Raw genomic sequence first — 23,970 nt, forward strand, 5'->3', positions numbered from 1 at the left:
GAGCGATTACCACGTTGTGACATCTAATATGTTTATTCTTATTAATTAATGATGATTGATATGATATTTTTTCGGGATAATTATGTATACAGGTACTGACTTTTAGCAGGTCTTTGGTTTTCTAACAATTGCTTTTCGTACTTGGTATCCTTATACTTTAAATAAGTCAATCCTTGTAGGAGAGATTTGGTAATAAAAATGCTTTAGAAACAGGGAAAACTTCCGAGCAATCGTGAATTGGAATTTGCCAGATCCATTCAGGAAGTAAGGATAGGGTAGGAACTTTCTTCATACAGTATCAGCAAGGGGGTAAACAAGATGCAGCCTTTAGCGGTTCAAGAAGTAATTGAAAGGGCACAGGAATGTCACGTAAAATTTGTCAGACTGCAATTTACGGATATTCAAGGTTCTTTTAAAAACGTTGCTGTCACAGTTGAAGAACTTGAAAGTGCGTTGCATTCCAAGATTAGCCTAGACAGTGCGGTGGTTGAGGGAAAATATGGAGTTCTTCAAAGGGATGTTTTTTTAAGACCAGATCCAAACACCTTTCAAGTCTTTCCTTGGCGTCCCCGGGAAGGGGCGGTGGCAAGATTAATTTGTGATATCATTGATGCAGACGGGAATCCTTATCCTGGTTGTGTCCGAAGTAAATTAAGAGATTCGCTGGTATGGCTAAGAAAAAATAACTTTGAACTTACCTTTGGGGCAGAAATTGAATTTTTTCTTTTCCAAACAAATCAGAAAGGTCATCCTATCCCTTGTACCCACGATAACGCAGGCCTTTGTGATTTGACCCCTGTGGACTTGGGCGAGAATGCTCGCCGGGATATGGTGCTTACCTTAGAAGAAATGGGGTTTCAAATAGTCGCCAGTCACCATGAGAGTGCCCCAGGTCAACATGAAATTGTGCTGCGAGAAGATGAGCCCTTAAACATGGCTGATAAAATTGCTACTTTCAAATTTGTGGTACGGACCATTGCTCAACGGCATGGTTTACATGCGTCCTTTATGCCCAAGCCTTTGCCCGATTTTAATGGATCTGGCATGGCCTTGAGTATTTGTTTGCGGCAGGAAGGAAGGAATGCTTTGTATGATGCTGTGGCTCAATATGGTCTTAGTACACAGGGAGGTAGTCTTATTGCGGGAATAACCAACCATGCTTCTGCCATTACCGCTGTGATTAATCCCTTGGTTAATTCCTACAAACGACTGGGCTATGCCAATTTAGACCGTATTTTAAAAGGCTGGTCTGAAGGCAACCGCAATTCCATGATTCGTGTGCCAAGCCAGAGAGGTGACGATACTCGAATTGTTTTAAGAAGTTCAGATGCCACCTGTAACCCATACCTTGCCCTCTATTTAGTGATGCAAGCGGGGTCGATGGGGATAGAACATCGATTGCCCCTCCCAACCTCATTGGATGAAAATACGGTGGATCACAGAGTACCCAAAAATTTAGGAGAGGCCATAGAAGCCTTGGAGCGTGATGCGTATATTAAGGGAATACTTGGCCCGGTAATTTTTGAACGTTATTTGGATTACAAGAAACAGGAATGGGAGGATTTCCATAACCATGTGCATCCTTGGGAGATAGAAAAATATCTAACCAATTATTAATAAACATACGGTCCCAAGACATAAAAACACCCCACGACTTAAGTCATGGGGTGAAAAATTGACTAAATGACCCCTTGGGCCAGCATAGCCTCGGCAACTTTAATAAAGCCTGCGATATTAGCACCAACAACCAAGTTGCCAGGATAGCCATATTCCTCTGCGGCTTTAACGCTACTTCGATAAATGTTTGTCATTATATCATGTAACTTATTATCCACTTCTTCAAAGGTCCAGGATAGTCTCATGCTGTTTTGGGACATTTCCAGTGCAGAAACGGAAACCCCACCAGCATTGGCCGCCTTGGCCGGGGCAAAGAGGACATTATTCTTTAAAAATACATTGATAGCTTCCAGAGTGGAGGGCATGTTTGCTCCTTCACCAATTGCCTTTACCCCATTGCTTACCAGTGTCTTGGCTGAATTTTCATCGATTTCATTCTGAGTGGCACAGGGCATAGCGATATCACAGGGGATGGACCAGATGCCGGAGCAACCTTCAAAATACTCAGCTTCGGGATGTTCTTTGACATATTCGGATATTCTTTTTCTCTCAATCTCTTTTAGTCTTTTAACTGTTTTTAAGTCAATACCATTTTTATCATAGACATAGCCATTTGAATCACTACAAGCTACAACCTTGGCACCCAATTGGCTAGCCTTTTCTGTGGCATAGATCGCAACATTGCCTGAGCCAGATATGACCACGGTACTTCCGTTAAAGCTGAGGCCTTTGTCCTTCAACATTTCTTCTACAAGATAAACAGCACCATATCCTGTGGCCTCTTTTCTGGCTAAACTTCCGCCGTAGCTAAGTCCCTTGCCAGTTAACACACCGGCTTCATAGCCCCCGCGAATTCTTTTGTATTGACCAAACATAAAGCCAATTTCTCTTGCCCCAACGCCAATATCTCCAGCGGGAACGTCAATATCCGGTCCAATATATTTGCAAAGCTCGGTCATAAAGCTTTGGGTAAATCTCATCATTTCTCCGTCGGATTTTCCCTTGGGGTCAAAGTCTGAGCCACCTTTTCCACCACCGATGGGTTGGCCAGTTAGGGAGTTCTTAAGAATTTGTTCAAATCCTAAAAACTTCATGATACTGGCATTAACAGAAGGATGGAATCGAATACCACCCTTGTAAGGTCCGATGGCACTGTTAAACTGTACACGGAAACCACGATTCACCCTTGGCTTACCTTGATCATCAACCCAGGGAACCCTAAAAGTTATCATTCTTTCTGGTTCCACAAGTCTTTCCAAAATACTATTTTCCATGTATTCAGGATGCTTTGCCAATGCAGGGACAAGGGATTCAAGAATTTCCTTTACAGCCTGGTGAAACTCACTTTCGTTGGGATTCCTTCTTTGCACGGACTCATAAACCTCTTTTACATAGGCTTGTGCTACTTGGACACTCTGTGGTGTAGTCATTTTCTACCGCTCCTTCTTTATTTATCGTTTTATGGCCTAAACAAATAGCATCGGTAAATGGTTTTTTCTTACATGACTATAATATAATTAATAATCCTTCAAAACAATATTTAACAGGAAATAATACAATATGATAACCATATTCCTTTAAAGATATTTTATTTTAGGGACAAAAAGAGACCCTGTCCGATCATGAAAATACGTTATTATTTAGATTTTCCTTAGTTATTTTGACAATTGCTTTTCGCGTTGGACATCCTTATACTTGATATGAGTCTACCAATAAAAGGATAGACATATCCATAGAATAAATAGTATCTTTATTCAAACGTCATGAAAATTGGGGTGTAAATATGTTTGGTAGGCGAGTTCTGCTGGCAGACCCGGACCCGGATTTTCGAAAAAGTCTTAAAAACACACTTCAACAGCATGGATACTTGGTGGTTGCGGAGACCGAAGATGGCCAAGGTACGCTACAGGCTGCCTTTCAGCATCAACCAGATATTGTACTAATGGAGGGGGAAATTCCAGGCAGTAGGGGATTGGAAATTGCCAGAACCATAGTTGAACATCATCTGGCCCCAGTGGTATTAATTACTTCCCAGACTCATCGGGAATTGTTGGAAGAGGCAAAGGTATCTTCTATCCTAGGTTTTTTAATTAAACCCATTGAGATTTTGAGTTTAATCCCTACATTGGAGATGGCTCTGGCAACCTTTAAGCGATTGGTTCGGATGGAGGAAGAAAACAAAAAGCTAAAGAAGAAGCTCGAGGAACAACGTTTGGTTGAACAGGCTAAAGGGCTGCTCATAGAGAAAAAGGGCTTTAATGAACAGAAAGCCCATCGCTATATGCAAAAGCTAAGTATGGATCGGTGTTGTTCATTGGCAAAGGTGGCCCAATTGATTATTGCTTCACTGACAAAATAAGCGTAGAGGTGTACCTTCTAAGTATACAATATATCAAGAGGCTCCTTATTGACTAAAGTACATCGTTATAGGTATAGTAAAGATACCAAGTAAATAACCAAAGGGGCAAAGGCGTCCCAACTGGACCTTTTAAAGTAAGGGTCTGGTTGGGGCGTTTTTGTTTTTTAAGCCACGATTTTCTTCACCGACTTTGGTGTTGGAAGGTAGGTATTTAAACGCACAAACGAATCATTTTTAGGAGGTAATGTAAATGACTTATAGTAAAGGCACAAATGCCAGTTCGGCTACCCTAACCAAACTACGTACCCCGGATAGCTACTGTCCCTTTAGCGGTATGTGCAGCACTTGTTTAGATGGCTGCCCTGGTTTCTGCGAGATTGGTAAATCTGCCATACGTGGCAAGGAAAGTCTTTACCCCCAACCCTTCGGCAAGGTAACTTCTGCGTCCCAAAAGGATTATCCGGTGGACTACTCCCATTTTAACATTATGGGTACGGCTGTGGGTGCTAAAGGAATTGAAGCAGATTCAAATAAGGCTATTTTCCCCGCTGTTAATTTGGAAACATATCTAGGTGTCAACAAAGACCTGAAACTTACGACACCCATCGTGGTTGCTGCCATGGGTTCTACCAATATTGCTTCGGATAACTGGGATCATCTGGCTGCTGGTTGTGCTATTTCCGGTGCAGGTATTGCCATCGGTGAGAATGTTTGCGCAATGGATCCCAATGTGGAGATTAAAAATGGCCGGGTGTTTCACTCTCCCAATTTAGCTAGAAGAATTAAGGATTTCCAAGAGTGGTCCCAAGGTACTGGTTTCATTGCTGTTCAGGCCAATGTTGAGGATACCATGCTTGGCGTACAGGAATATGCTTTGGAAAAATTGGGGGTAGAAGCAGTTGAGATCAAGTGGGGCCAAGGTGCTAAGGATATTGGCGGGGAAGTTAAGCTAAATAGTCTGGAACGTGCCCTGCAATTAAAGAGCCGGGGCTACATTGTATTGCCTAACCCCGAGGACCCAAAGGTACAGGAAGCTTATCAAGCCGGTGCCTTCAAAGAGTTTGAGCGTCACTCCCGCATTGGTATGGTTAGCGAAGAGGACTTTGTTAAGCGAGTAGAAGACCTGCGTGCTGCTGGTGCAAAGTACGTATTCTTAAAAACCGGTGCCTACCGTCCTGCTGACTTAGCCCGGTCTGTAAAATTTGCATCCATCGCTAAAATTGATCTGCTGACGGTGGATGGTGCCGGTGGCGGTACTGGTATGAGTCCCTGGCGGATGATGAACGAATGGGGCTTACCCACTGTTTACATTCAGTCTTTGCTAACGAAGTACTGTGATAAACTGGCTGCCAAGGGCGAATACGTGCCCCCCATTGCAATTGCGGGCGGCTTAACGCTGGAAGATCACATGTTTAAAGGCCTGGCCATGAGTGCTCCCTTTGTTAAGGCTATTGCCATGGCACGTTCTCCACTGACCGCTGCTATGGTTGGTAAGAATATTGGTGAAATGCTAAAAACCGGCAAAGTTCCCAATGAATATAAGAAATACGGTGAAACCCTAGAGCAAATATTCATTAACGCTGCTGTATTGAAAGAGAAGTTGGGTGATCGCTACAAGGATCTACCGGTAGGTGCTATCGGCGTATACTCCTACTTCGAACGCTTATCTCAGGGTCTGCGCCAGTTTATGTGCGGTGCACGTAAATTTGCATTAGAATACATTACCCGGGATGATTTGGTGGCGATAACTCCGGAGGCAGCTCAGGTAAGCGGCATCAAGTACATTATGGATGCCGATGCTGCTGAAGTGGAAAGTATTCTTGGTTAATTATGCAGGAGGACCTGAAGCCTCTTTTGTCTAGGCCTTTCTATTAATTGGTTTAGGCAGCAGAGTTTTTCCAGAAGCATAATGTCCTATATTTAGGGGTAGATATTTCTAAGATTTTCATATATAATTTAAATAATTGAAAAGCACATTGTGCATATGATTTGGCAATGAGGCCTACAATGGGTAATAATTATTTCTTACCTATCTGTAGGCTTTTTTTATTATAAAGTATACTTATCCTTGTAAGGATATGGAGAAAGGTGTGTTAGTGTGGCAAAATTGACGAACGATGACGTCAGACAATTATGCAAAGACTTAAATGTAAAATTTATTCGCCTGCAATTTACGGATATCTTTGGTGTATTGAAAAACGTAGCCATTACCGTAGAGCAATTGGATAAAGCCCTGGCTGGAGAGTTAATGTTCGATGGGTCTTCCATTGAAGGATTTGTCCGTATTGAAGAATCAGATATGTATCTTCGTCCGGACCCCAGTTCCTTTGTTGTTTTCCCTTGGAAACCAAGAGATGGTGCAGTGGCACGTTTAATTTGTGATATCTACAATCCTGACGGTACACCCTTTATCGGTGATCCACGCTATGCCTTGCGGCGGGCCATTGCCGAGGCAGAGGCCATGGGCTATTCCATGAACGTAGGTCCAGAGGCAGAATTCTTCCTTTTTCACGTCGATAGTGAGGGGCGTCCCACAACCAAAACGCATGATCGGGCTGGTTATTTTGATATGACACCCATTGACTTGGGAGAGGATGCCCGCCGTGATATGGTTCTTACCCTGGAACAAATGGGATTTGAGATTGAAGCATCTCATCACGAGGTTGCGCCTGGCCAGCATGAGATTGATTTTAAATATTCCGATGCTTTGGATGTAGCAGATAAAATTGTAACCTTTAAGTTGGCTGTACGAACGGTGGCCCAACGTCACGGACTTCATGCCACCTTTATGCCGAAGCCAGTTTTTGGCATGGCCGGCTCAGGTATGCACTTGAACCAATCCCTGATCTTCAAGGATGGTGAGAATGCTTTCTATGATCCAGCAATGCCGAATGGTATGAGTGAAATTAGCATGAGTTATATCGCCGGGTTGATGAGTCACATCGATGCCATCACAGCTATTATTAACCCCACCATTAACTCTTACAAGCGTTTGGTTTCCGGTTACGAGGCTCCGGTTTATGTGGCCTGGTCTGCTCAAAACCGCAGTCCATTAATCCGTATTCCAGCTAAGCGGGGGATGTCTACCCGTATTGAATTACGCAGTCCGGACCCATCCTGTAACCCCTATTTGGCTTTGGCTGTCTGCCTGAGGGCTGGTTTGGATGGTATTAAAAAAGGGATGGTACCGCCGCTACCCTGTGATCGAAATATTTATGAAATGACTTCGCCTGAGCGGCAGGAATTGGGTATTACCCATTTGCCGAATAGTCTTTATGAAGCAGTCCAGGCCTTATCAGCAGATGAAGTTGTTAAAGATGCACTGGGTTCCCATATCTATGAACGTTATCTGGAAGCGAAAACCATCGAATGGGATCGTTATAGAATGCAAGTAAGTCCTTGGGAATTGGAAGAATACTTGACTAAATTCTAAGCCCCGTAAAAACAACCCCTGCAACAGCTAGCTATGGCTACCTGTTGCAGGGGTTAATTGTTTTGTATCCCAAATGTGGTAGTGTTCATTTCTAGCCTTTTGCAACAGGGCCATATATTTTCTTTCACAGGCGGTGGTCTGGAGAATAGCCGCCTCGAGCATATCCCGATCAGCCCATTCCATTTGATTCTGGGCAATTAGCCAGGCTTTTTTTGCCAGCTCAATTTGCACTTCTAAGGAGTTTTCGTCTAACTTTTGGGGAAAGATCGTTTTTTTAAGCTTACCCCAGGAAAAATCCCTTATTAGGCAAAGAAAGATTTCCTTGTCTACTTTCATAAAAGTACCTCCTTGTCCACTTTGTTAATGTGTATTAGTAAGGAGGAAGAAGTAGTACAAGAAGTAAAATAGATTTAAAATCAAATGAATTGTTTTACAATTGCAACTTAGACCGAAAGGCTTGCTTCTAAAAATTGTGATTGTTATAATTTTCTCAAGAGAACATAGGAGGTGTTAGTATGGCAAAAGTAATAGCCAAAATGAAAATTATCAATGGCAAAATGCAACTAACCCGTATCGGTGAGGGTGAAAAGAAAATTAAGATGGGTTGCTGCTACAAATTGTATGCGGCCTTTAGAAAAGTAAATGGTGCATAGCTAAGGGTGTAAAGTTGGAAAACGTTTTCCAACTTTTTTATTTTATGACACGGGTTATTGCCATCAGACAAAAAGTAGCATACGGATACCTAAACGCATAGCATATTTCAACGAGACAAATGAGAATGAGAACCCGTTATTATGGGGGAGGGCTATGGGTGGAGCTATTATTTATCCCGAGATTATAGGTACTTTGGCAGATAGCATTTTTTTAGTGGTACCTGCCATTAAAAAAGAAATGGCACAGTATGCCGAGCGCAGAGCAATGGGGGAAGAGGTAGAGTATCACCTCGAATGGAATTTGATCATTAACAAGACCCTGGAAATATGCCTAATAACAATGGATATCGTTTGGGATGATGAAAACATGACAGTGATCGGCTTTACTTCTAAATCCTGGGAGCAGTTGGCGCAATTTATGCTTTATCGAAACCTAATATTGCTTCCGGATCGAGGCTTAATTGGGGATGATAAACAATTAATAAGTCCCCTGGCTGCCCAAGAAGGCTTTTTATTAAAAGGGCTGGATAAAGGGCTGAAAAATTTGGCCAATAAAGCAGCCAATATACCCCCAGACCTTAATGTGCGGGGAATGATGTCTTATTTAAGTAATATGCTAAACTTTAATCGAAAGGTTATTGAATATGGACATTATCTTAGCTAATGGGGGTGGTGAAAATTGTTTCCTATCCGGGTAGTTAGCTATAATATCCGTCATGCCCAGGGAATAAATGGAGCAGTTGATATTCACCAAATTGCTAAGTCCCTGGCATATACTGGAGGTAAGTTGATTGGCTTACAAGAAGTAGATAAACATATGCCGCGCAGCCATTTTGTTCATCAAGCCAAAACACTTGGGCAGCTGCTATACAAAAATTGGGTTTACGGGCCCAACCTGAACTGGGGAGTTGCCCAGTTCGGTAATGCAATTCTATCTCATTGGCCGGTGCTTCTGTACAGGCAGTATATGCTTCCCAGTAAGGGAGAAAAAAGGGGTTTACTCGAGGCAATCATTCTATTAAAACATAGAAAGATTAGCTTTTTTTGTACCCACTTAGGGTTAAAGCGTGAGGAGAGAATGGATCAAGTAAGGGATATATTGGGGATTATTGGTAGATGTTCTTATCCCTGTATTCTAGTGGGGGATTTTAATAATGGTCCTACATCGGAGGAGTACCGATTACTTACCACGATTCTTAAAGATGCAACCGATATGGGTGAACCCCATAAAACTTACCCTGCGCAACAGCCACAAGAGCAAATCGATTATATTTTTGTATCTTCTGAATGGAATACCCTATCTGCAACTACCTATCACACACTGGCTTCCGATCATTTGCCCATAGAAGCAACCTTACGATTGATGGAGAATGCAGAAATCGATAAGGATATTCAGTTTTTATAGAAATAAGAAGCACTGGCATTCATGCCAGTGCTTATGTTATTTATTTTGCCTTTGCATAAACCATTTTGCCATAATTAGCGGCTACAGGCAGGGAGAGAAGAAATGAGTTGGTGGAACCTTTATCAAAGAAATATAGTGCCCCGTTGGTAGGATCATTACCATCTAATGCTGCCTGGGCAGCTTTAATTGCATTGGCTGTGGCAGGTTTATTGATCCAACCGTTTCTGACAGGAGAAAACTGGTTTTGGGCATAGATTACGTCGCGAATATTATTGGGGAAAATGGAACTTTGTACCCGGTTAATAACAACCGCTGCTACACTAATCTGGGCTTCCATCGGTTCTCCTCCTGCTTCAGCAGTGACCAGACGTGCCAGCAAATCGAAATCTTCATCATCATAGGGAATAACCGGTCTTTGGGCACTGCGGCTTACGGTAGCAGCCACTGGAGCGGCGGTATTCCTCACACTTGCCCCTGGAATTATAAGTTGTTTGCCAGGATGAATGGTAGAACTAGTGAGCCCATTGACCTGCATGATAGTATTTAACCCAACACCAAACTTCTGGGCGATGGCATAGAGACTATCACCAGACTTCACCGTATAGCTTATCTCCGTAGGTTTAGCCTCTGGTATTGTAAGAACATGCCCAGGGTCAAGAACATCACTGGTAAGACCATTGGCGGTCTTGATCTGAGTAATACTAACACCAACTTTTTGACTAATTAAATAAAGTGAGTCACCAGGTACCACTGTATATTGAGCGGCTAAAGCTGTTGATGGCATGAGGATAGCAAAAAGACACAAGGATACGATGACCCGTTTAAGGCGGTGCAAAAAACGCATATGTACTTTTACCCTCCTTGGGGCCTCCGAGGTTAGTTGACGGGTTCGGGTTGAGGGCACCCTACCGCATTTTAAACACCTCCATAAAATTGCGGATTCACCCCATAAATTTTGATCCCCCGTACTCCGGTAAACGGAGATTCGGCCTAGTTATTTTAGTTACAAACCATTGTACATGTTTTCCAGATTTACGTCTATCCACAATATTTGGAAAATACATGAGACATAGGTATTTAATAACTGGAAATACTAAATGAACCATCCGGCGTCAGTCATCCGCCATCGGCTTTATGAGCCGTGTTTTGGTGTATATTTTGCCTCCGTTGTATGAGCTGGGGTGATGATGGTTAATTTGAAAATTAATCGAGGGGTGAACAATGGTGAAATTAAGAAAGGGAGCCAAGATAGCTATTATAGGAGCGGGGTTTGTTGGGTCGACTGCAGCCTTTGCGATTATGTCCAGTGGTTTGGCCAGTGACCTTGTTTTGGTTGATGTTAGTCACGCAAAGGCAGAAGGGGAGGCGATGGATCTAGGGGATGCCGCAGCCTTTATTAAACCCATTAATGTATATGCAGGCTCCTTTGAGGATTGTAAGGATTCTAATATTATTGTCTTTACAGCCGGAGCCAATCAAAAACCCGGTGAGACACGGTTAGATTTGGTCAACAAGAACGTTAGTATTTTAAAAGATAGTTTACCGCAGTTGTTAAAATATTGTCCGAATGCCATTTATTTAATTGTTGCTAATCCAGTGGATGTTTTAACCTATGCCGCCTTAAAGATATCGAACCTACCTGCAAACCAAGTATTTGGTTCAGGAACAATTTTGGATACCTCAAGATTTAGAGCAGAAGTGGCTGATTATTGTAATGTGGACCCTCGTAATGTTCATGCTTATATAATTGGTGAGCATGGTGACTCTGAAGTACCTATCTGGAGTACAGCAGATGTGGCAGGGATCCCCCTAGAGCAATTTTCTAAATTACGAGGTTTGGAGCCCATCTGTAGAAATGAAATTGCCAATCGGGTGCGCACGGCAGCCTATGAGATTATTCAGCGTAAGGAGGCAACCTATTATGCCATAGCTGTTTCTATAAAAAGAATTTGTGAAGCCGTCTTAAGGGATGAAGATTCTATCTTGACCGTGTCCGGTATGATCAATGATTTCTACGGAATACAAGATTGCTGTTTCAGTTTGCCTACAATTGTCAATGGCTCTGGACGAGACAAGGTACTCCCTATAAGTATGACGGAGGAAGAAGAAACTGCCCTAAGAAATTCAGCACATATACTAAAAGAGGCCATTAAACAGGCAGGTTTTTGATTTTCCGCATACTGGTTGCTAGATGAGACATTATTGAGCCATGAACCATGGGCATTAGCTCATGGCTCATGGTCAATCGTATTTTCAAACTTGGCAATTAACTCAGGGTCTTGAACTGTTCAAGAGGCTGTGATATCATTTAAAAGTTGTTGCTAATCAACATTTATCCACTTGCAAAAAAACAAATTATTGTTATAATAAAAAAGCACAATTATTTTGCGCCTGTAGCTCAGGGGATAGAGCGCCGGCCTCCGGAGCCGGAAGCGCAGGTTCGATTCCTGCCAGGCGCACCATATCTGACACATCAAGAAACTCGCAAAGCCTTAGAATACAAGGTCTTGCGGGTTTTCTATGTTTTACGGGTAAGGTGAAGGCATTCAGACGAAGACAAAGAATTTCTTAGACAGCTAAATACCTTAATTCTAGTTGTTTCTGCTGATTTTTTAGGGGGCAAATATGTTTGAACCCATGATTGCTCAGGAATTATTATTATTAGTTTTACTCTTATTTATAAAAAATTTATAATTTGATTAAGATAAGTTTATTTTTGTCCTTTAGAATAACCTCATCCAGAAAAAAGGAGGGGTTCAGATGAACAAAATTAAACTTATGTATAGTATCGCGAAAACCATGAAAGAAAAGGATCATTTCAATGGTTCTCTCCAGGTCGAATGCATAAAGGATCAGGCAAAGTTATTCCAAATGACGAACGAGTTTTCCAAAAACCTGTCCAGTGGTATGATTAAAGCCAGGATTAAGACGGAAATGGACTACGCAGGAAAAAGTTTCAAGCATGAGAGCAGCAATGAATTTAGCCATGGGCAGAATCCTCACCGACATGAAGGCTTTTTTAAAGACAGGCACGCTCGTTTTCACCATGGGTGCTGCGGGCACTTTGGGTTGAAAGATTTTTTTTCTAAACTGACATTGGCCTTGGATCTGCTGGAAAGAATTAAGGTTGAAGAACAACCGGATAATACCACTAGGATGACGTTAGAATTGGATGAACTGCCTAAAGAGTTACAAGCACTAAAACATTCATTTAGGAAAGAACACCGTCAAGGGCAAGAGTACCACAGGCACCACCATGAGCACTGCTTGATGAAAGAATTACACGCACTGGAAAATCCCAACCTGGTCCTACTTGCCACAATTAACAAAAAGAATGAGCTGGAATGTATTGATTTAAAGCTAAGCGGCAAACAGGCAGGCGGTTTAGAAGAAAATCACACGCTTAACATCCATGCCAAGCTGATCTTTAGCAATAAATAACCGATGAACCATCTGATTAGCCAATTCCTGCAGCATCCTAGGAAAAGAATTCTAAAAACCAAGCACATCACGATAAACATAAAAAAGTGCCAGGCATGTTATCAATGTGTTGCAGTGTGTCCCAATGATGTGCTTGCTAAAATGAATTTCCTTTGTCATCGGCATGTCCGCCTGGATAAACCGCAAAACTGTACCGGGTGCCTGGCTTGTAAAAAAGCATGCACCCACCAAGCCATAACGTAGCTTAAATAAAAGAATTAGACATAGGAACCATGCTAAAACTCCCGTGTCTAATTCAATTTTCTTGTTTTTTGGTATTTTAAAAATGTAGCAGGTGAATTATGAACAGGTATAAAAGATTTAACCATCATGAATATCATAGGCTCAGGCATGAATATGGTCGCTTTTATAAACGCTACCGCAATCACGGCCACTGGCACAGGGATTTTGACCGGTCACACCGGGCTCTAAAACTCCTGCGCCCAATTTTTTTACTCCTGATCATCCTATTGATTTACCTGATGTTTAGATTCCCTGTTAGCAAAGTCCTCACATTTTTATTTGGCTTATTTATCCTCAGTCAAATTGTTCATTTAATTTGGATAACACATTTGGAAAAGAGAATTTTCATTCCCATTTCCCGACTGCATAATGGTGTTAAAGAAATTGCTAAAGGAAACTATCATGTTAAGATCGATCATACAACCTTTAATGAAATCGGTTTCTTAATTGATTCTTTTAATGATATGGCTGCAAAATTGCAAAGGAATGAAACCCTTAAACAGGAGTATGAAGAAAACTGGAAGACATTAATTGCCAATATCTCCCATGATTTAAAAACTCCGATCACAGCCATTGGTGGCTATATTGATGCCATTCATGACGGCGTGGTTACTTCTCCGGAGAAACTGGATCAGTACCTGCATGTTATTAAAAAGAATACGTTATATATCAACCGTCTCATCGATGATTTGTTTTTGTTTTCTAAACTGGATATGCACCAACTGGAATTTCAGATGGAAAGCATTGGAATCAAAGCCTTTATGGATGACCTGATGGCGGAATTCCGCTTTGAATTTGAAGAAAGGGGCCTTGGCTTCCAGTATACGGATGATACGGACGTAAATTATAAAGTGACCCTGGACGGAAAAAGGATTTATCAGGTGATTCACAATGTTATCGGTAATTCCGTCAAATATGGCCCGCCGGGAAACCTATGTCTGAAAATCAGGCTGTATCAGAAGGCAGGCTTTATCTGTCTGGCTATCCAGGATAACGGTCCTGGGATTCCAGAAGATAAGATCACTCGGATTTTTGATCGTTTCTACCGGATTGATAGTGAACGCACAAAGGACTTGATGAGTACCGGTTTGGGTCTTTCCATCGCTAAAGAACTGATGGCAGCCCACGGCGGAAAAATACAGGTAACCAGTGTTTTGGGGGAAGGCTCCTGTTTTACACTGATGTTGCCTATATCTAGTGAGGAAGGATCTGCCCCATGCATATTCTGATCATTGAAGACGATCTCCATATAGCCAAATTGGAAAAGGATTACTTTCAGTTTAACGGATATAAAGTTGATATCGCCCAGAATGGGGAACTTGGTTTAAAAAAGGCATTAACCGGGGTTTACGATATTATTATTGTGGACTTGATGCTGCCAGGCAAAGATGGTTACGAAATTGTTAAGGAAATACGCAGGAATTTTGAAATCCCTGTGCTGATCGTTTCAGCCAAAGGAGAAGATATCGATAAGATCAGAGGACTTGGTTTTGGTGCGGATGATTATATAACGAAACCCTTTAGCTTGACGGAACTGGTGGCCAGAGTAAAGTCCCACATTCAAAGATATGAACGTTTAACGGGTAAAAGGGCAGCCGTAGAAATTATCAGTCATAAGGGTTTAGAGATCAATACTTCTTCCCATAAGGTTTTTGTTAACAGTAGGGAGGTTGTATTGACAACCAAAGAATATGAAATTTTATTATTTCTTGCCTCCAATCCCAATATTGTTTTTAGCAAAGAACAGCTTTTTGACCGTATTTGGGGCGAGGATTCCCTTGGGGATCTGGCTACGGTAACTGTTCATATCCAAAAAATACGGAAGAAGATTGAAAAAGACCCGGCTAATCCACAGTACATCGAAACGTTATGGGGCACCGGCTACAGGTTTAAGGGGTAGCTAGCCGGCTCCATCAATAATGTCCCCCATAACCTCATATGAACAGGGGAACCAATGCTCCAACAAGGGAATTAGTATACTCAAAAATACGGTGCTTCTTTATTCATTACTTCCTTTAGGTATCATTCATTTAGATATTCCTGTGGCCCAGCCGATATTTTCAAAAAGCAAGCCAGTTGTTGCAAAAAGCGGAACGACCCGGTGTCGTTCCGCCTTTTGCTTAAAGGTGACTAGCGGATTGATTCTCCATAGCAATGTATTTTTCTCTACAGGACCAACTGCAAAAGTAATGTTTTTCATTGTCTTTAGCCAGAATAAAAGCCTTTGGTTTTGGTATCGTACAGCCACAAATACTATCCGTAACCAATTCTACTTCTTCTTTAACAGTCGGTATTTCTTGAATTTGTTTTTGTTCAGGGTTATTTTCCAGTTGTTGTTGAGCTTTTTTCCTAAGTTGAATAAGGCTAAAGATATTAATTACGCCTCGTAATATTAAATATATAAACAATATATTTAGAAAACTTTCAACAAAGCTCATAAGATACCCCCTTTAAATTATTCTGCATGATATATTAAAGCGGCTTTGTTTTTTTTAGTAGTTTTTTAAATACCTCACAGACTGTAGCTAATTCATCCTCTCCTATATGATCAAATTGTTTTACTAAAAGTTGGATTCTTTCAACCTCAATTTCAGAAAGTATTTTTCTGCCATTTTCAGTTAGTGTGAGCCAGACAATACGACGGTCCTTCTCGGATCTATTTTTCTCAATCCAACCATTTTTATAGAGCCTATCTAAAATAGTGGTGGCAGCAGAGGGAGAAATGTCTAATGTATGAGCAATATCAGCTGCTTTGCAGGTGTTTTGTAGTGCAATGAGTTTAAGCAAAAAAAACTGACTTGGGGTTATCGAGTCTTTTAATAATCCTTTTATCTGACAACTATTGTTTTGTACGAACTCATGAAGCAGCATATCCATTAATATTATCTTTTCTCTCTTATTCAAGATAATGATGCTCCTTTTTCTTGTTTGTTATATTATAAGCCATATTAATAGTTATGTCCATTAATAGTTTACGTCATTAACCAAAATCCGTGAAAGATTGCAGCAGGATATAGGAAATCGATCCGTTCCTCTAATTTTCCAGTAAAATTAAAGGTTTTAGCAAATAAATATAGAAAGTAACTAACTTGAAAATTTAGCAAAATATTCAGGAGTTGAGTTTATGCGAAAAATTTCAATTTACTTTGTAAAGGGATTATTAGTTTTATTGCCGCTCCTGGGCACCTTTTATATTTTAGCCTTTACTTATGACAAAATTTCTGGGGTGGGCAGTGCAATTCTTTACCCCTTAGTGGGGCGGGATTTGCCTGGGATTGATTTTATCTTTGTGATTCTAATGGTAACCTTGCTGGGGATGGTGGCTAACTGGTGGATATCGAAAAAGATATTAGCTCTCATCGAGGGTTTTATTTGCAGTATGCCTGGGGTTAAGAATATTTATAATACCTTGAAGGATGCCTTAAAATCGCTGGTTGGTGACAAAAAGAAATTTGATACGGTTGCCCTGGTAAAACTGGGTGAAAATACCCATCGGTTAGGTTTTTTGACGATAAAGGAATCACCATTAAAAGATAAAGACGGCGGGGAACTGGTTGGAGTTTATTTTCCCCAAACATTACAGGTGGCCGGAGATATGTACTGGGTTCCTAAAGAGAGTGTGCTTATTGTGGACATACCAGTGGACCAAGCCCTAAGGCTAATTATTTCTGGGGGAGCCACTGGCTCTGATCAGTTTATAAAAAGTAATCAATGGCAGGTAATACCCAAAAAAACGAAAAGAAAAACCGTGTGGAACATTTTTGACGAATAATCTTACCTTTTATGCGAGCAATATTTGAGGCCCCGGGGGTAAGAGTTGAATAAATGGGATTATACCCAGACAGTATATTTAGACTAGTCAGAAAACGGCAATGATTCAGCTAATGCGGCTGGGTCATTGTTTTTTGCTTAATATATTATAAACTGTTATATTTCGCGGTTTGACACTTATTAACCAATGAATTACAATACAATATAATATAAATTTATTTTAAATGCATATCGGAATAATTGTTATATCCAAAGTTATTCCGTCGTACTTGTGAAATTTATACCATAGTTCAACATAGAAAGGTGGGGGGGAAATGTCCTGGCAATCAACAATACTTAGTATGATCGGCGGTATGGGCCTGTTATTATACGGTATGTATGTTTTGAGTGAGGGGCTGCAAAAAATTGCCGGGAAAAAACTCCGGGAGGCCTTAACTACTCTAACTAAAAACAGAATCATTGCGATGGGGCTAGGAGCCATGGTTACGATTTTGTTCCAAAGTAGTACGGCAACCACCGTGATTCTGGTAAGCTTAACCAGTGCATCGATTATTAGTTTAAGGCAGACTTTAGCTGTGATTTTGGGTGCAGACATAGGCACCACCGTAACGGCACAATTAATAGCCCTTAAGGCCACAGAAATCTCCTTACCTATCGTAGGTATTGGTGCTACGATTGTTTTCTTTTCTAAGAATAACAAGAATAAACGCATTGGCCAGGTATTAATTGGTTTTGGCTTACTTTTTTTAGGTTTAAAAATCATGTCAGATACCATGTATCCCTTGAGAAATGACCCTGCCTTTGAGAACTTACTGTTACAGATGAGTGACAGGCCAGTCTTAGCATTAGCCTTGGCAGCGGTATTTACATTTTTGGTTCACAGCAGTGCAGCAACCATTGGTATTATTATGCTGCTGGCAATGCAGGGTATGATTACCTTAGTGCCTGCTATTTACATGCTATTTGGTGCCAACATAGGGACGGCATTTACGGCGATTCTATCCAGTCTGGGGTCTTCCAGGGAATCGAAGAGGGTTGCCACAGCCCACCTGTTATTTAAGGTGGTAGGTGTCTTGCTATTTCTTCCCTTTGTTACCCCATTGGCAGCTTTAATGTCAAATATAACGGCCAATGCAGGCTTTCAAGTTGCCAACGTTCATACCCTTTTTAATATTGCCATTGCTATATTATTTGTACCCTTTGTATCTCAATTTGTCCGATTTCTGGAGTACATTATTCCTGACAAAAAAGAAGCTGCGGATGATGTTATACCTAAATACTTGGATGAAAGCCTTATCAGCAGCCCGGAACTGGCCATTGGTATGGCGACCAAAGAGATTATGCACATATCCGATCACGTGACGGATATGATGAGGGAAGTATATCCGCTGCTAAAAAACTTTGATCAAGACCATGCTGAAAAATTACTTCAAAAGGAACATCATATTGATGTCTTATCCAAGGCCAGTAATAAATATCTAACCCTCTTACTTAGGCACCAACTATCGAAGGATGAGTTTAATAAAACAATGGGTCTAGTGCATATCGTCCGGGATTACGAACATATTGGCGATATCATTGAAAAGAATTTAATGTCCAAGGCAGAAAGCAAATCTGTTAATAACCTGGATTTCTCCGAAGAAGGGCATAAAGATATCCAGGCTATGCATAATAAGGTTTTTGAATTACTTCACCTGGTAAACACCTGCTTTGCCACCAATAGCTGCCTATTGGCGGAAAAAGCTAAAAGCTTTCAGGAAGATATTGCGGATTTGGAGTTTCGTCTCAGGATGAGTCATATTGCACGGATGCAAAAGGGAGCCGAGGAAACGGTGAACACCAGTTTTATCCATATGGATGTTATCAATGCCTATCTAAGAATCAGTGAGCACCTCAAGAACATTGCGATGGCCCTCACCGATGAAGTATCTTGTACCTGGCATGATGAGGCCCTAATACTTACGCCACCTTCGGAAATGTGGGCCGGAAGCAGTCAGCAAAATTCACCAAATAGGTAGATAATGGGTCTTGCCCTGTCAAGGGGGTGTCGATTGCTACGAAAAGTAGTTTGCGATACTCCCTTATTTATGTATTAAGCATTAAAAATTATTTCAAAGGGTAGTTGTTAAGTGATGAAAACAAAAGCGATACAATTGGGTGGGAAGAAAATACCTTACCTGCTTCGGGAGAGTAGCAGAGCAAAGAACATCAGCCTAAAAATTAGTATAGAAAAAGGGTTAGAGGTTGTGGTGCCGGTTAATTACCCCACCGGTCAGGTTGAGACACTACTAAGGGAAAAAGGGGAATGGATATTACAAAAACTAACCTTAATTTCCCAACGGGCACAACAGAAAAAAGAAAACAGCCTGGCAGAAAAACAGGCTGTACGTTTTTTGGGGAAATCCTACCCTGTGGTTCTGGTTTTTCAACAGGGCTACCCAGAGGTGGAACTGGTGGAAGATAGGATAATTGTTATGCTTCCACGGGAATATCAAGATAGGGTGGCTCAGATTATTGAGTCTTGGCTAAGGTACCAGGCCAAAAAAATTATTATGCAGAGATTAGAGGTTGTAGCCAAGGTATTCGGAGTTCATTACAAGCAGGTATTTATTAAAGATCAGAAAACCCGCTGGGGAAGTTGTTCCAGCCAAGGCAACTTAAATTTTAATTACCGATTAGTCATGGCACCACTATCCGTTATTGATTACCTGGTGGCCCATGAAGCAGCTCACTTAATAGAGATGAATCATTCCAAAAAATTTTGGGCCTTGGTGGAGCGTATTTGTCCCAATTACAAGGTTCAGCGAAAATGGTTAAAGGAACATGGCACAGAATTAACCCTATAGTTTTACTTCGGCCAAGGGCTTATCCTTAGAGTCACAAAGGGTCAGGGTGGTTGCTTTGTATTGGTTTTGGTCCATTTTAAAGGTGGTTTTTAATAACCCAATGGTGTCGGCATGGGATATGCCAATGACCCTTTGGATGGTGATAATTTCTTTGATGCCGTCATCATTGTAGTCCACCAGGCTATAATCCGCGATGGGATCGATCCAAGTGGCAATGTTATTTAACATATCTTCCAGATTGCTATATTGTTTTTGGTCTAGCTCAATCACTGCTTTAAGACCAGTCTCTTTATCTTCAAACTTGACATAATAATCGCCCATGTACTTGACCTCAAACCTTGGCGAGCTAGGATTCATTTCGTTTTCGTTGCTAAAAATTTGTTGTAAATTATTTTCGGATGCTTTATACACATTCAAACCCATTGCCCCAGCACTGCCACTGGACTGACGGTAAAGAAGGACTTCATCCCTTTGGTCATTGTCAATGTCTGCTAATGCCAGTTTAGCAAAGGAGTATAGACCATCTTCATGAAAAAGTTTGACTTTTTCCACCCCGTCTACTACTAAGGACCAGGATTGGGGTATGCCCTCCGGGGTCTCTTCAACATACAAAATCATTTTTTCCGGGGTTTTATTGCCAAAGATATTTTTGTCTAGTGTTTGTAGCATATGGGTATTGGCTGTGACAATAAAAGAAGCTTCTTCCTTAGCTAACGGATTGACTGGCTTAACCTCCGTATTTTGGAAGGAACAGCCGGCCACCAAAAGAGTTTGGGAGATAATCAAAAGGATCAAGGCTATTTTTTTCATTTCATTCTCCTCAATCTAATTTATATAAGTGATTATATTGTCTAAGACGCAGCATAAAGCAAAACGTTACACTTGAAAATCATGGGTATGGAGGAAAAAGTAAAATTAATTGAAAATTACAATCCACCTAGTACATCTTTTAGGGATGTATTAAAATGTTACAGTACGCTGGCAAGCAGTCAAAGGGTAGTTGACAAAATTGCTTTTCAGGAAGGACGGAATATATGCAAAAGTCTGACGTAAGTATGACACAAATTTCTGGCAGGGAAGGCTTTGGCAGTACATTAGGTGTGATTGCTGCAACCTTAGGCTCTGCGGTGGGCCTGGGGAACATTTGGAAATTTCCTTATATCACCGGTGAAAACGGTGGTGCCGCATTTATTCTTATTTACCTCGGTTGTGTTTGTTTTATTGGTTTACCCGTTATGATTTCGGAATTTATTATTGGCCGCAGGGCCAACACCGCCTGTGTGGGAGCTTTTAAAAAACTAGCCCCGGCGACACCTTGGTTCTTTACGGGATTATCCGGAGTGATCTGTGCTTTCTTTATTATGTTTTATTACACTTCGGTGGCTGGGTGGGTTTTTGCCTATATTTTTAAAGCCTTGACCGGAAAAATTGTAACCAGTGATCCGAAAATAGCCGAACAGGTTTTTTCCAGTTTAGTTACCAGTGTATGGTCCCCCTTAATCTGGCAATGGATTGTGCTCTTTGTGACGGGGGCTATTATTTTAGCCGGCGTTAAAAACGGCATCGAGCGAATGGCTAAGACCTTGCTACCCATACTTTTTCTTTTGTTAGTTATCTGTGTCATACGGGCCCTAACACTTCCCGGTGCCGCAGCAGGTGTGTCTTTTTTGTTTAGCCCGGATTTTTCTAAAATTACCGGCGCCACCATTCTGGCAGCCATGGGCTTAGCTTTCTTTAAACTTTCTGTTGGTATAGGTGTTATGACCACCTATGGCAGCTATATCGGCAGAGAGGAAAATCTGATTGGCACTGGGGTTAAGGTTGTTATCGCGGATACGATGGTTTCTGTATTGGCTGGTTTGGCCATCTTCCCAGCGGTGTTTGCCTTTGGTTTTAACCCAGATATGGGTCCGTCCTTACTTTTTATAACGATACCGATGGTTTTTAACGCCATGCCCTTCGGGCAAGTATTTTTAACCATCTTCTTTATTTTAGCTGCTATCGCTGCCATGGGCGCGATGATTTCCCTTTTTAACTCTCCTGTGGCTTATCTCACAGAGGACAGAGGCTGGTCCAGAACCAAAGCAACCATATTTACAGGGCTGGTTATGGCTGCCGTAGGCAGCACGGCGACCCTGTCCAACAGTTTGTTGGCTGATGTTCAGCTATTTAACCTGAATCTATTTAATTTTTACAGTTATTTAACAGATAATCTAATGATGCCCTTAACCGGTTTGTTTTTTGCCATATTTGCGGGATGGAAGCTTAGTCGTTGGGAGATTTTTGATGAAGTTTCGAATGGCGGTAGTTTAAATAATAGATCAAGGATAAGTTTTTACTTTGCTGCTATCCGCTTCGTGGCACCCATAGCGATCATCATTATTATTCTAAATGGGTTAGGCTTTATTAAATTATAGAATTGTTAGAAAAACTTCACCTTCCCAGGGTGGGGTTTTTTATGCGCTGGAAAAAGAAACTAAGAAAACCCGCGGTGACTCTTTGGGTTCGTTGCAGCAGGATGCCAGCTACCCTTTCAACCGAGGCAAGGCCTTTTTGCTGGATTAGTTCAGGCAGGTAATGGGATGAGATCCGGGCATTTTCCTTTACCCAACCGCAGGCGTGGGGTGCAACATGGTAAATACCTTCTAATCTTACGACAAAATCATGATAGTTGTCTCTGGACCAATCCTCAAAAAATTTATGACCGCTTAGTACCAGACCGCAGGCGTGATGGGGTACACACAAGTCCTGTAAAATGTGGCAGGCGGCACCCAAATAAAAAATAGATTTTTCCCGGTGTCCTGATTGCCAATATTTGATGGAACGCTCAAAATAATAGCTGCATTCCGTTGGTGCATCAGGGCCGTGCCAGAGGCCAGTGGCTTTAGCATGGTTATAATAATGACTAATGTTTTTAAAGCCCTGGTCACTCCAGTGGGACCCTCGGTTCAGTGCTTCCAAATAGGACTGAAGGATGCGACCTTCACCTTGAAGGCCATCTTTTTTTAATATCTCAAGGGCCTGTTGATTGCAAAAGTCATGGGTATTACGCGGTCGGTCAGTTTTTATAATAACCTGAAAGGGCAAGGTTAAGGATAACATAACCTTGGCACAGTTCCAGGTGGCGTGGGTTAATGTCATAGACTGTCACCTAATAAATGAAATAGACGTTCCAAAACATTATTCCCTCCAAATAGGAAAAATATGAAATAGGTGGTTAAGTCGGAAAGAAAGGAGGGACCAAAGGCCAAAATTGGCTTAGTCTGACAAAAAAGTTTATTTTTTTGGAAGGAAATTGGTACCTTTTGGCGAATTTGTTAATAAAATAAGAAGAACGCCGAATTTCATTGAAAACGGGGGAACCATTTTTATGGGGTTAACTACCATTGGTAGCGGGCAAACTTTCTGTCCGAACCCGTCAGCTAACTCCGTAGGTGTAGAAAGTGGGGAAAACATCATTGTCGTTGCTTAAAAAGATGGCAGTGCTGGCTAGCTCTGTGTGTATGGCCATAGTGGTGTGGGTTGGTTTTGCCGATGCAGCTCAGGTGACTGTACAAAGTGGTGATACATTGTGGTCCATTGCCAATCGTTGCGGAACCTCGGTGGAGAACGTTAAACAACTGAATAACCTCGAAAGTGATAGTTTGCAAATTGGCCAGGTGCTAGATGTGCCTGATCAATCAGCCAACCAGGCCGTTAGACCCCGTACCGAAGATCCCGAAACTTCCAGGGGTGTAGTAGACCGTGCCGTAGCCGTTTTAGATTATGCTAAGCAATATGTTGGTGTTAAATACCGTTCCGGTGGAGAAAGTCCTGCGGGTTTTGATTGTTCAGGCTATGTACGTTATGTTTTTAAAAACTTTGGTTTTGATTTGGTTCATACCGCCGCCGGTCAATATCATGCAGGTGTTGCCATTAAAAAAGCCGAGTTGCGACCAGGGGATCTAGTATTCTTTAATACCGGTGGTGCTGGTATTAACCATTCTGGTATTTATATGGGGAACAGTCAATTTATTCACTCCTCTTCCTCCCGTGGTATACGTATTGATTCTCTTTCTGATAGCTACTGGTCTCCTAAATATCGTGGGGCCAATCGAATTTTAAAGTAATAAGTTAAAGCCCTGGAGTAAGCTCCGGGGCTTTTATATTTAGCCATTAGCATA

Annotated in this window: 24 protein-coding genes, 1 tRNA gene and 2 riboswitches; of the genes, 18 read left to right on the forward strand and 7 right to left on the reverse strand. The window is 41.5% G+C overall.

Annotated elements, in window-relative coordinates; genetic code table 11:
• The first annotated feature begins 318 nt into the window (after positions 1–318).
• Positions 319–1,617 (forward strand): glutamine synthetase family protein, encoded by a 1,299-nt coding sequence (locus AC1U9Z_RS04230; protein WP_479955888.1) that lies wholly within the window; start codon positions 319–321, stop codon positions 1,615–1,617.
• A 62-nt stretch (positions 1,618–1,679) separates the two neighbouring features.
• On the opposite strand, the gene gdhA is transcribed toward AC1U9Z_RS04230, so the two are convergent.
• Complete coding sequence (gdhA, locus tag AC1U9Z_RS04235; protein WP_333532041.1) at positions 1,680–3,047, reverse strand: NADP-specific glutamate dehydrogenase; 1,368 nt, start codon at positions 3,045–3,047, stop codon at positions 1,680–1,682.
• Between the two features lie 353 nt (positions 3,048–3,400).
• On the opposite strand from gdhA, the gene AC1U9Z_RS04240 reads away from it, so the two are divergent.
• The 3 genes from AC1U9Z_RS04240 (at position 3,401) to glnA (ending at position 7,409) form a co-directional block, all read left to right on the forward strand.
• Entirely contained in the window at positions 3,401–3,976 is a 576-nt protein-coding gene (locus tag AC1U9Z_RS04240) for an ANTAR domain-containing response regulator (protein ID WP_333532040.1), read from the forward strand.
• A gap of 250 nt (positions 3,977–4,226) precedes the next feature.
• The gene (locus tag AC1U9Z_RS04245; protein WP_479955890.1) at positions 4,227–5,804 is read left to right on the forward strand and encodes an FMN-binding glutamate synthase family protein; all 1,578 of its coding nucleotides are present in this window, start codon (positions 4,227–4,229) and stop codon (positions 5,802–5,804) included.
• Between the two features lie 270 nt (positions 5,805–6,074).
• Positions 6,075–7,409, forward strand: a complete 1,335-nt coding sequence (gene glnA, locus AC1U9Z_RS04250) for a type I glutamate--ammonia ligase (RefSeq protein WP_479955892.1) — start codon at positions 6,075–6,077, stop codon at positions 7,407–7,409.
• Positions 7,410–7,436: 27 nt separating this feature from the next.
• Here the strand turns inward: glnA and AC1U9Z_RS04255 are convergent, their stop codons facing one another.
• A complete protein-coding gene (locus AC1U9Z_RS04255) occupies positions 7,437–7,745 on the reverse strand; it encodes a DUF2508 family protein (protein WP_479955894.1) in 309 nt (102 codons plus the stop codon).
• 179 nt (positions 7,746–7,924) lie between these two features.
• Here AC1U9Z_RS04255 and AC1U9Z_RS04260 point away from each other — a divergent pair, with 179 nt between their 5' ends.
• The 3 genes from AC1U9Z_RS04260 to AC1U9Z_RS04270 all read left to right on the forward strand — a co-directional run bounded on the left by AC1U9Z_RS04260 (position 7,925) and on the right by AC1U9Z_RS04270 (position 9,467).
• The gene (locus AC1U9Z_RS04260; RefSeq protein ID WP_333532036.1) at positions 7,925–8,062 is read left to right on the forward strand and encodes a hypothetical protein; all 138 of its coding nucleotides are present in this window, start codon (positions 7,925–7,927) and stop codon (positions 8,060–8,062) included.
• Between the two features lie 154 nt (positions 8,063–8,216).
• Positions 8,217–8,726: a hypothetical protein gene (locus tag AC1U9Z_RS04265; RefSeq protein WP_333532035.1), complete on the forward strand. Its 510-nt coding sequence runs from the start codon at positions 8,217–8,219 to the stop codon at positions 8,724–8,726.
• Positions 8,727–8,741: 15 nt separating this feature from the next.
• Positions 8,742–9,467, forward strand: coding sequence for an endonuclease/exonuclease/phosphatase family protein (locus AC1U9Z_RS04270; RefSeq protein WP_479955896.1), 726 nt, complete (start codon positions 8,742–8,744; stop codon positions 9,465–9,467).
• Positions 9,468–9,507: 40 nt separating this feature from the next.
• On the opposite strand, the gene AC1U9Z_RS04275 is transcribed toward AC1U9Z_RS04270, so the two are convergent.
• A complete protein-coding gene (locus tag AC1U9Z_RS04275) occupies positions 9,508–10,311 on the reverse strand; it encodes a LysM peptidoglycan-binding domain-containing protein (protein WP_333532033.1) in 804 nt (267 codons plus the stop codon).
• 6 nt (positions 10,312–10,317) lie between these two features.
• Positions 10,318–10,468: riboswitch (cyclic di-AMP (ydaO/yuaA leader) on the reverse strand.
• Positions 10,469–10,688: 220 nt separating this feature from the next.
• On the opposite strand from AC1U9Z_RS04275, the gene AC1U9Z_RS04280 reads away from it, so the two are divergent.
• The 6 genes from AC1U9Z_RS04280 to AC1U9Z_RS04305 all read left to right on the forward strand — a co-directional run bounded on the left by AC1U9Z_RS04280 (position 10,689) and on the right by AC1U9Z_RS04305 (position 15,090).
• Entirely contained in the window at positions 10,689–11,636 is a 948-nt protein-coding gene (locus AC1U9Z_RS04280) for an L-lactate dehydrogenase (RefSeq protein WP_333532032.1), read from the forward strand.
• Between the two features lie 218 nt (positions 11,637–11,854).
• Positions 11,855–11,929, forward strand: a tRNA-Arg gene (locus tag AC1U9Z_RS04285).
• Positions 11,930–12,227: 298 nt separating this feature from the next.
• Positions 12,228–12,908, forward strand: coding sequence for a hypothetical protein (locus AC1U9Z_RS04290; RefSeq protein ID WP_479955898.1), 681 nt, complete (start codon positions 12,228–12,230; stop codon positions 12,906–12,908).
• Positions 12,909–12,911: 3 nt separating this feature from the next.
• Positions 12,912–13,151, forward strand: coding sequence for a 4Fe-4S dicluster domain-containing protein (locus AC1U9Z_RS04295; protein ID WP_479955900.1), 240 nt, complete (start codon positions 12,912–12,914; stop codon positions 13,149–13,151).
• Between the two features lie 98 nt (positions 13,152–13,249).
• Complete coding sequence (locus AC1U9Z_RS04300) at positions 13,250–14,419, forward strand: sensor histidine kinase (RefSeq protein ID WP_479955902.1); 1,170 nt, start codon at positions 13,250–13,252, stop codon at positions 14,417–14,419.
• Entirely contained in the window at positions 14,407–15,090 is a 684-nt protein-coding gene (locus AC1U9Z_RS04305; RefSeq protein ID WP_333532029.1) for a response regulator transcription factor, read from the forward strand. The genes AC1U9Z_RS04300 and AC1U9Z_RS04305 overlap by 13 nt, the downstream gene beginning before the upstream one ends.
• A gap of 220 nt (positions 15,091–15,310) precedes the next feature.
• Here AC1U9Z_RS04305 and AC1U9Z_RS04310 read toward each other — a convergent pair whose 3' ends face one another.
• Together AC1U9Z_RS04310 and AC1U9Z_RS04315 are read right to left on the reverse strand one after the other, a co-directional pair.
• Entirely contained in the window at positions 15,311–15,628 is a 318-nt protein-coding gene (locus tag AC1U9Z_RS04310) for a transcriptional regulator (protein WP_479955904.1), read from the reverse strand.
• Between the two features lie 34 nt (positions 15,629–15,662).
• A complete protein-coding gene (locus AC1U9Z_RS04315; RefSeq protein WP_479955906.1) occupies positions 15,663–16,094 on the reverse strand; it encodes a MarR family winged helix-turn-helix transcriptional regulator in 432 nt (143 codons plus the stop codon).
• 220 nt (positions 16,095–16,314) lie between these two features.
• On the opposite strand from AC1U9Z_RS04315, the gene AC1U9Z_RS04320 reads away from it, so the two are divergent.
• The 3 genes from AC1U9Z_RS04320 to AC1U9Z_RS04330 all read left to right on the forward strand — a co-directional run bounded on the left by AC1U9Z_RS04320 (position 16,315) and on the right by AC1U9Z_RS04330 (position 19,807).
• The gene (locus AC1U9Z_RS04320; RefSeq protein ID WP_333532026.1) at positions 16,315–16,962 is read left to right on the forward strand and encodes a DUF502 domain-containing protein; all 648 of its coding nucleotides are present in this window, start codon (positions 16,315–16,317) and stop codon (positions 16,960–16,962) included.
• A 313-nt stretch (positions 16,963–17,275) separates the two neighbouring features.
• Positions 17,276–18,979, forward strand: a complete 1,704-nt coding sequence (locus tag AC1U9Z_RS04325; RefSeq protein WP_333532025.1) for a Na/Pi cotransporter family protein — start codon at positions 17,276–17,278, stop codon at positions 18,977–18,979.
• A 114-nt stretch (positions 18,980–19,093) separates the two neighbouring features.
• A complete protein-coding gene (locus AC1U9Z_RS04330; protein ID WP_479955948.1) occupies positions 19,094–19,807 on the forward strand; it encodes a M48 family metallopeptidase in 714 nt (237 codons plus the stop codon).
• On the opposite strand, the gene AC1U9Z_RS04335 is transcribed toward AC1U9Z_RS04330, so the two are convergent.
• Complete coding sequence (locus tag AC1U9Z_RS04335; RefSeq protein WP_479955908.1) at positions 19,802–20,617, reverse strand: hypothetical protein; 816 nt, start codon at positions 20,615–20,617, stop codon at positions 19,802–19,804. The two genes, AC1U9Z_RS04330 and AC1U9Z_RS04335, sit on opposite strands and share 6 nt — an antisense overlap.
• Before the next feature lie 224 nt (positions 20,618–20,841).
• Here AC1U9Z_RS04335 and AC1U9Z_RS04340 point away from each other — a divergent pair, with 224 nt between their 5' ends.
• The gene (locus tag AC1U9Z_RS04340) at positions 20,842–22,224 is read left to right on the forward strand and encodes a sodium-dependent transporter (RefSeq protein ID WP_333532023.1); all 1,383 of its coding nucleotides are present in this window, start codon (positions 20,842–20,844) and stop codon (positions 22,222–22,224) included.
• Positions 22,225–22,240: 16 nt separating this feature from the next.
• Here the strand turns inward: AC1U9Z_RS04340 and AC1U9Z_RS04345 are convergent, their stop codons facing one another.
• On the reverse strand, positions 22,241–22,948 hold the full coding sequence (locus AC1U9Z_RS04345) for a zinc dependent phospholipase C family protein (RefSeq protein WP_333532022.1): 708 nt from the start codon (positions 22,946–22,948) through the stop codon (positions 22,241–22,243).
• A 184-nt stretch (positions 22,949–23,132) separates the two neighbouring features.
• Positions 23,133–23,260, forward strand: a riboswitch (cyclic di-AMP (ydaO/yuaA leader).
• A gap of 5 nt (positions 23,261–23,265) precedes the next feature.
• On the opposite strand from AC1U9Z_RS04345, the gene AC1U9Z_RS04350 reads away from it, so the two are divergent.
• Positions 23,266–23,916: a C40 family peptidase gene (locus AC1U9Z_RS04350; RefSeq protein ID WP_333532021.1), complete on the forward strand. Its 651-nt coding sequence runs from the start codon at positions 23,266–23,268 to the stop codon at positions 23,914–23,916.
• The last annotated feature ends 54 nt before the right edge of the window (positions 23,917–23,970 follow it).

The sequence above is a fragment of the Desulfotomaculum sp. genome (assembly GCF_982386235.1).

Coding starts and splice junctions, on each gene's coding strand:
- AC1U9Z_RS04230 (WP_479955888.1), top strand. CDS start 319: ATGCAGCCTTTAGCGGTTCAAGAAGTAATTGAAAGGGCACAGGAATGT.
- gdhA (WP_333532041.1), bottom strand. CDS start 3,047: ATGACTACACCACAGAGTGTCCAAGTAGCACAAGCCTATGTAAAAGAG.
- AC1U9Z_RS04240 (WP_333532040.1), top strand. CDS start 3,401: ATGTTTGGTAGGCGAGTTCTGCTGGCAGACCCGGACCCGGATTTTCGA.
- AC1U9Z_RS04245 (WP_479955890.1), top strand. CDS start 4,227: ATGACTTATAGTAAAGGCACAAATGCCAGTTCGGCTACCCTAACCAAA.
- AC1U9Z_RS04255 (WP_479955894.1), bottom strand. CDS start 7,745: ATGAAAGTAGACAAGGAAATCTTTCTTTGCCTAATAAGGGATTTTTCC.
- AC1U9Z_RS04260 (WP_333532036.1), top strand. CDS start 7,925: ATGGCAAAAGTAATAGCCAAAATGAAAATTATCAATGGCAAAATGCAA.
- AC1U9Z_RS04265 (WP_333532035.1), top strand. CDS start 8,217: ATGGGTGGAGCTATTATTTATCCCGAGATTATAGGTACTTTGGCAGAT.
- AC1U9Z_RS04275 (WP_333532033.1), bottom strand. CDS start 10,311: ATGCGTTTTTTGCACCGCCTTAAACGGGTCATCGTATCCTTGTGTCTT.
- AC1U9Z_RS04280 (WP_333532032.1), top strand. CDS start 10,689: ATGGTGAAATTAAGAAAGGGAGCCAAGATAGCTATTATAGGAGCGGGG.
- AC1U9Z_RS04290 (WP_479955898.1), top strand. CDS start 12,228: ATGAACAAAATTAAACTTATGTATAGTATCGCGAAAACCATGAAAGAA.
- AC1U9Z_RS04295 (WP_479955900.1), top strand. CDS start 12,912: ATGAACCATCTGATTAGCCAATTCCTGCAGCATCCTAGGAAAAGAATT.
- AC1U9Z_RS04300 (WP_479955902.1), top strand. CDS start 13,250: ATGAACAGGTATAAAAGATTTAACCATCATGAATATCATAGGCTCAGG.
- AC1U9Z_RS04305 (WP_333532029.1), top strand. CDS start 14,407: ATGCATATTCTGATCATTGAAGACGATCTCCATATAGCCAAATTGGAA.
- AC1U9Z_RS04310 (WP_479955904.1), bottom strand. CDS start 15,628: ATGAGCTTTGTTGAAAGTTTTCTAAATATATTGTTTATATATTTAATA.
- AC1U9Z_RS04320 (WP_333532026.1), top strand. CDS start 16,315: ATGCGAAAAATTTCAATTTACTTTGTAAAGGGATTATTAGTTTTATTG.
- AC1U9Z_RS04325 (WP_333532025.1), top strand. CDS start 17,276: ATGTCCTGGCAATCAACAATACTTAGTATGATCGGCGGTATGGGCCTG.
- AC1U9Z_RS04330 (WP_479955948.1), top strand. CDS start 19,094: ATGAAAACAAAAGCGATACAATTGGGTGGGAAGAAAATACCTTACCTG.
- AC1U9Z_RS04335 (WP_479955908.1), bottom strand. CDS start 20,617: ATGAAAAAAATAGCCTTGATCCTTTTGATTATCTCCCAAACTCTTTTG.
- AC1U9Z_RS04340 (WP_333532023.1), top strand. CDS start 20,842: ATGCAAAAGTCTGACGTAAGTATGACACAAATTTCTGGCAGGGAAGGC.
- AC1U9Z_RS04345 (WP_333532022.1), bottom strand. CDS start 22,948: ATGACATTAACCCACGCCACCTGGAACTGTGCCAAGGTTATGTTATCC.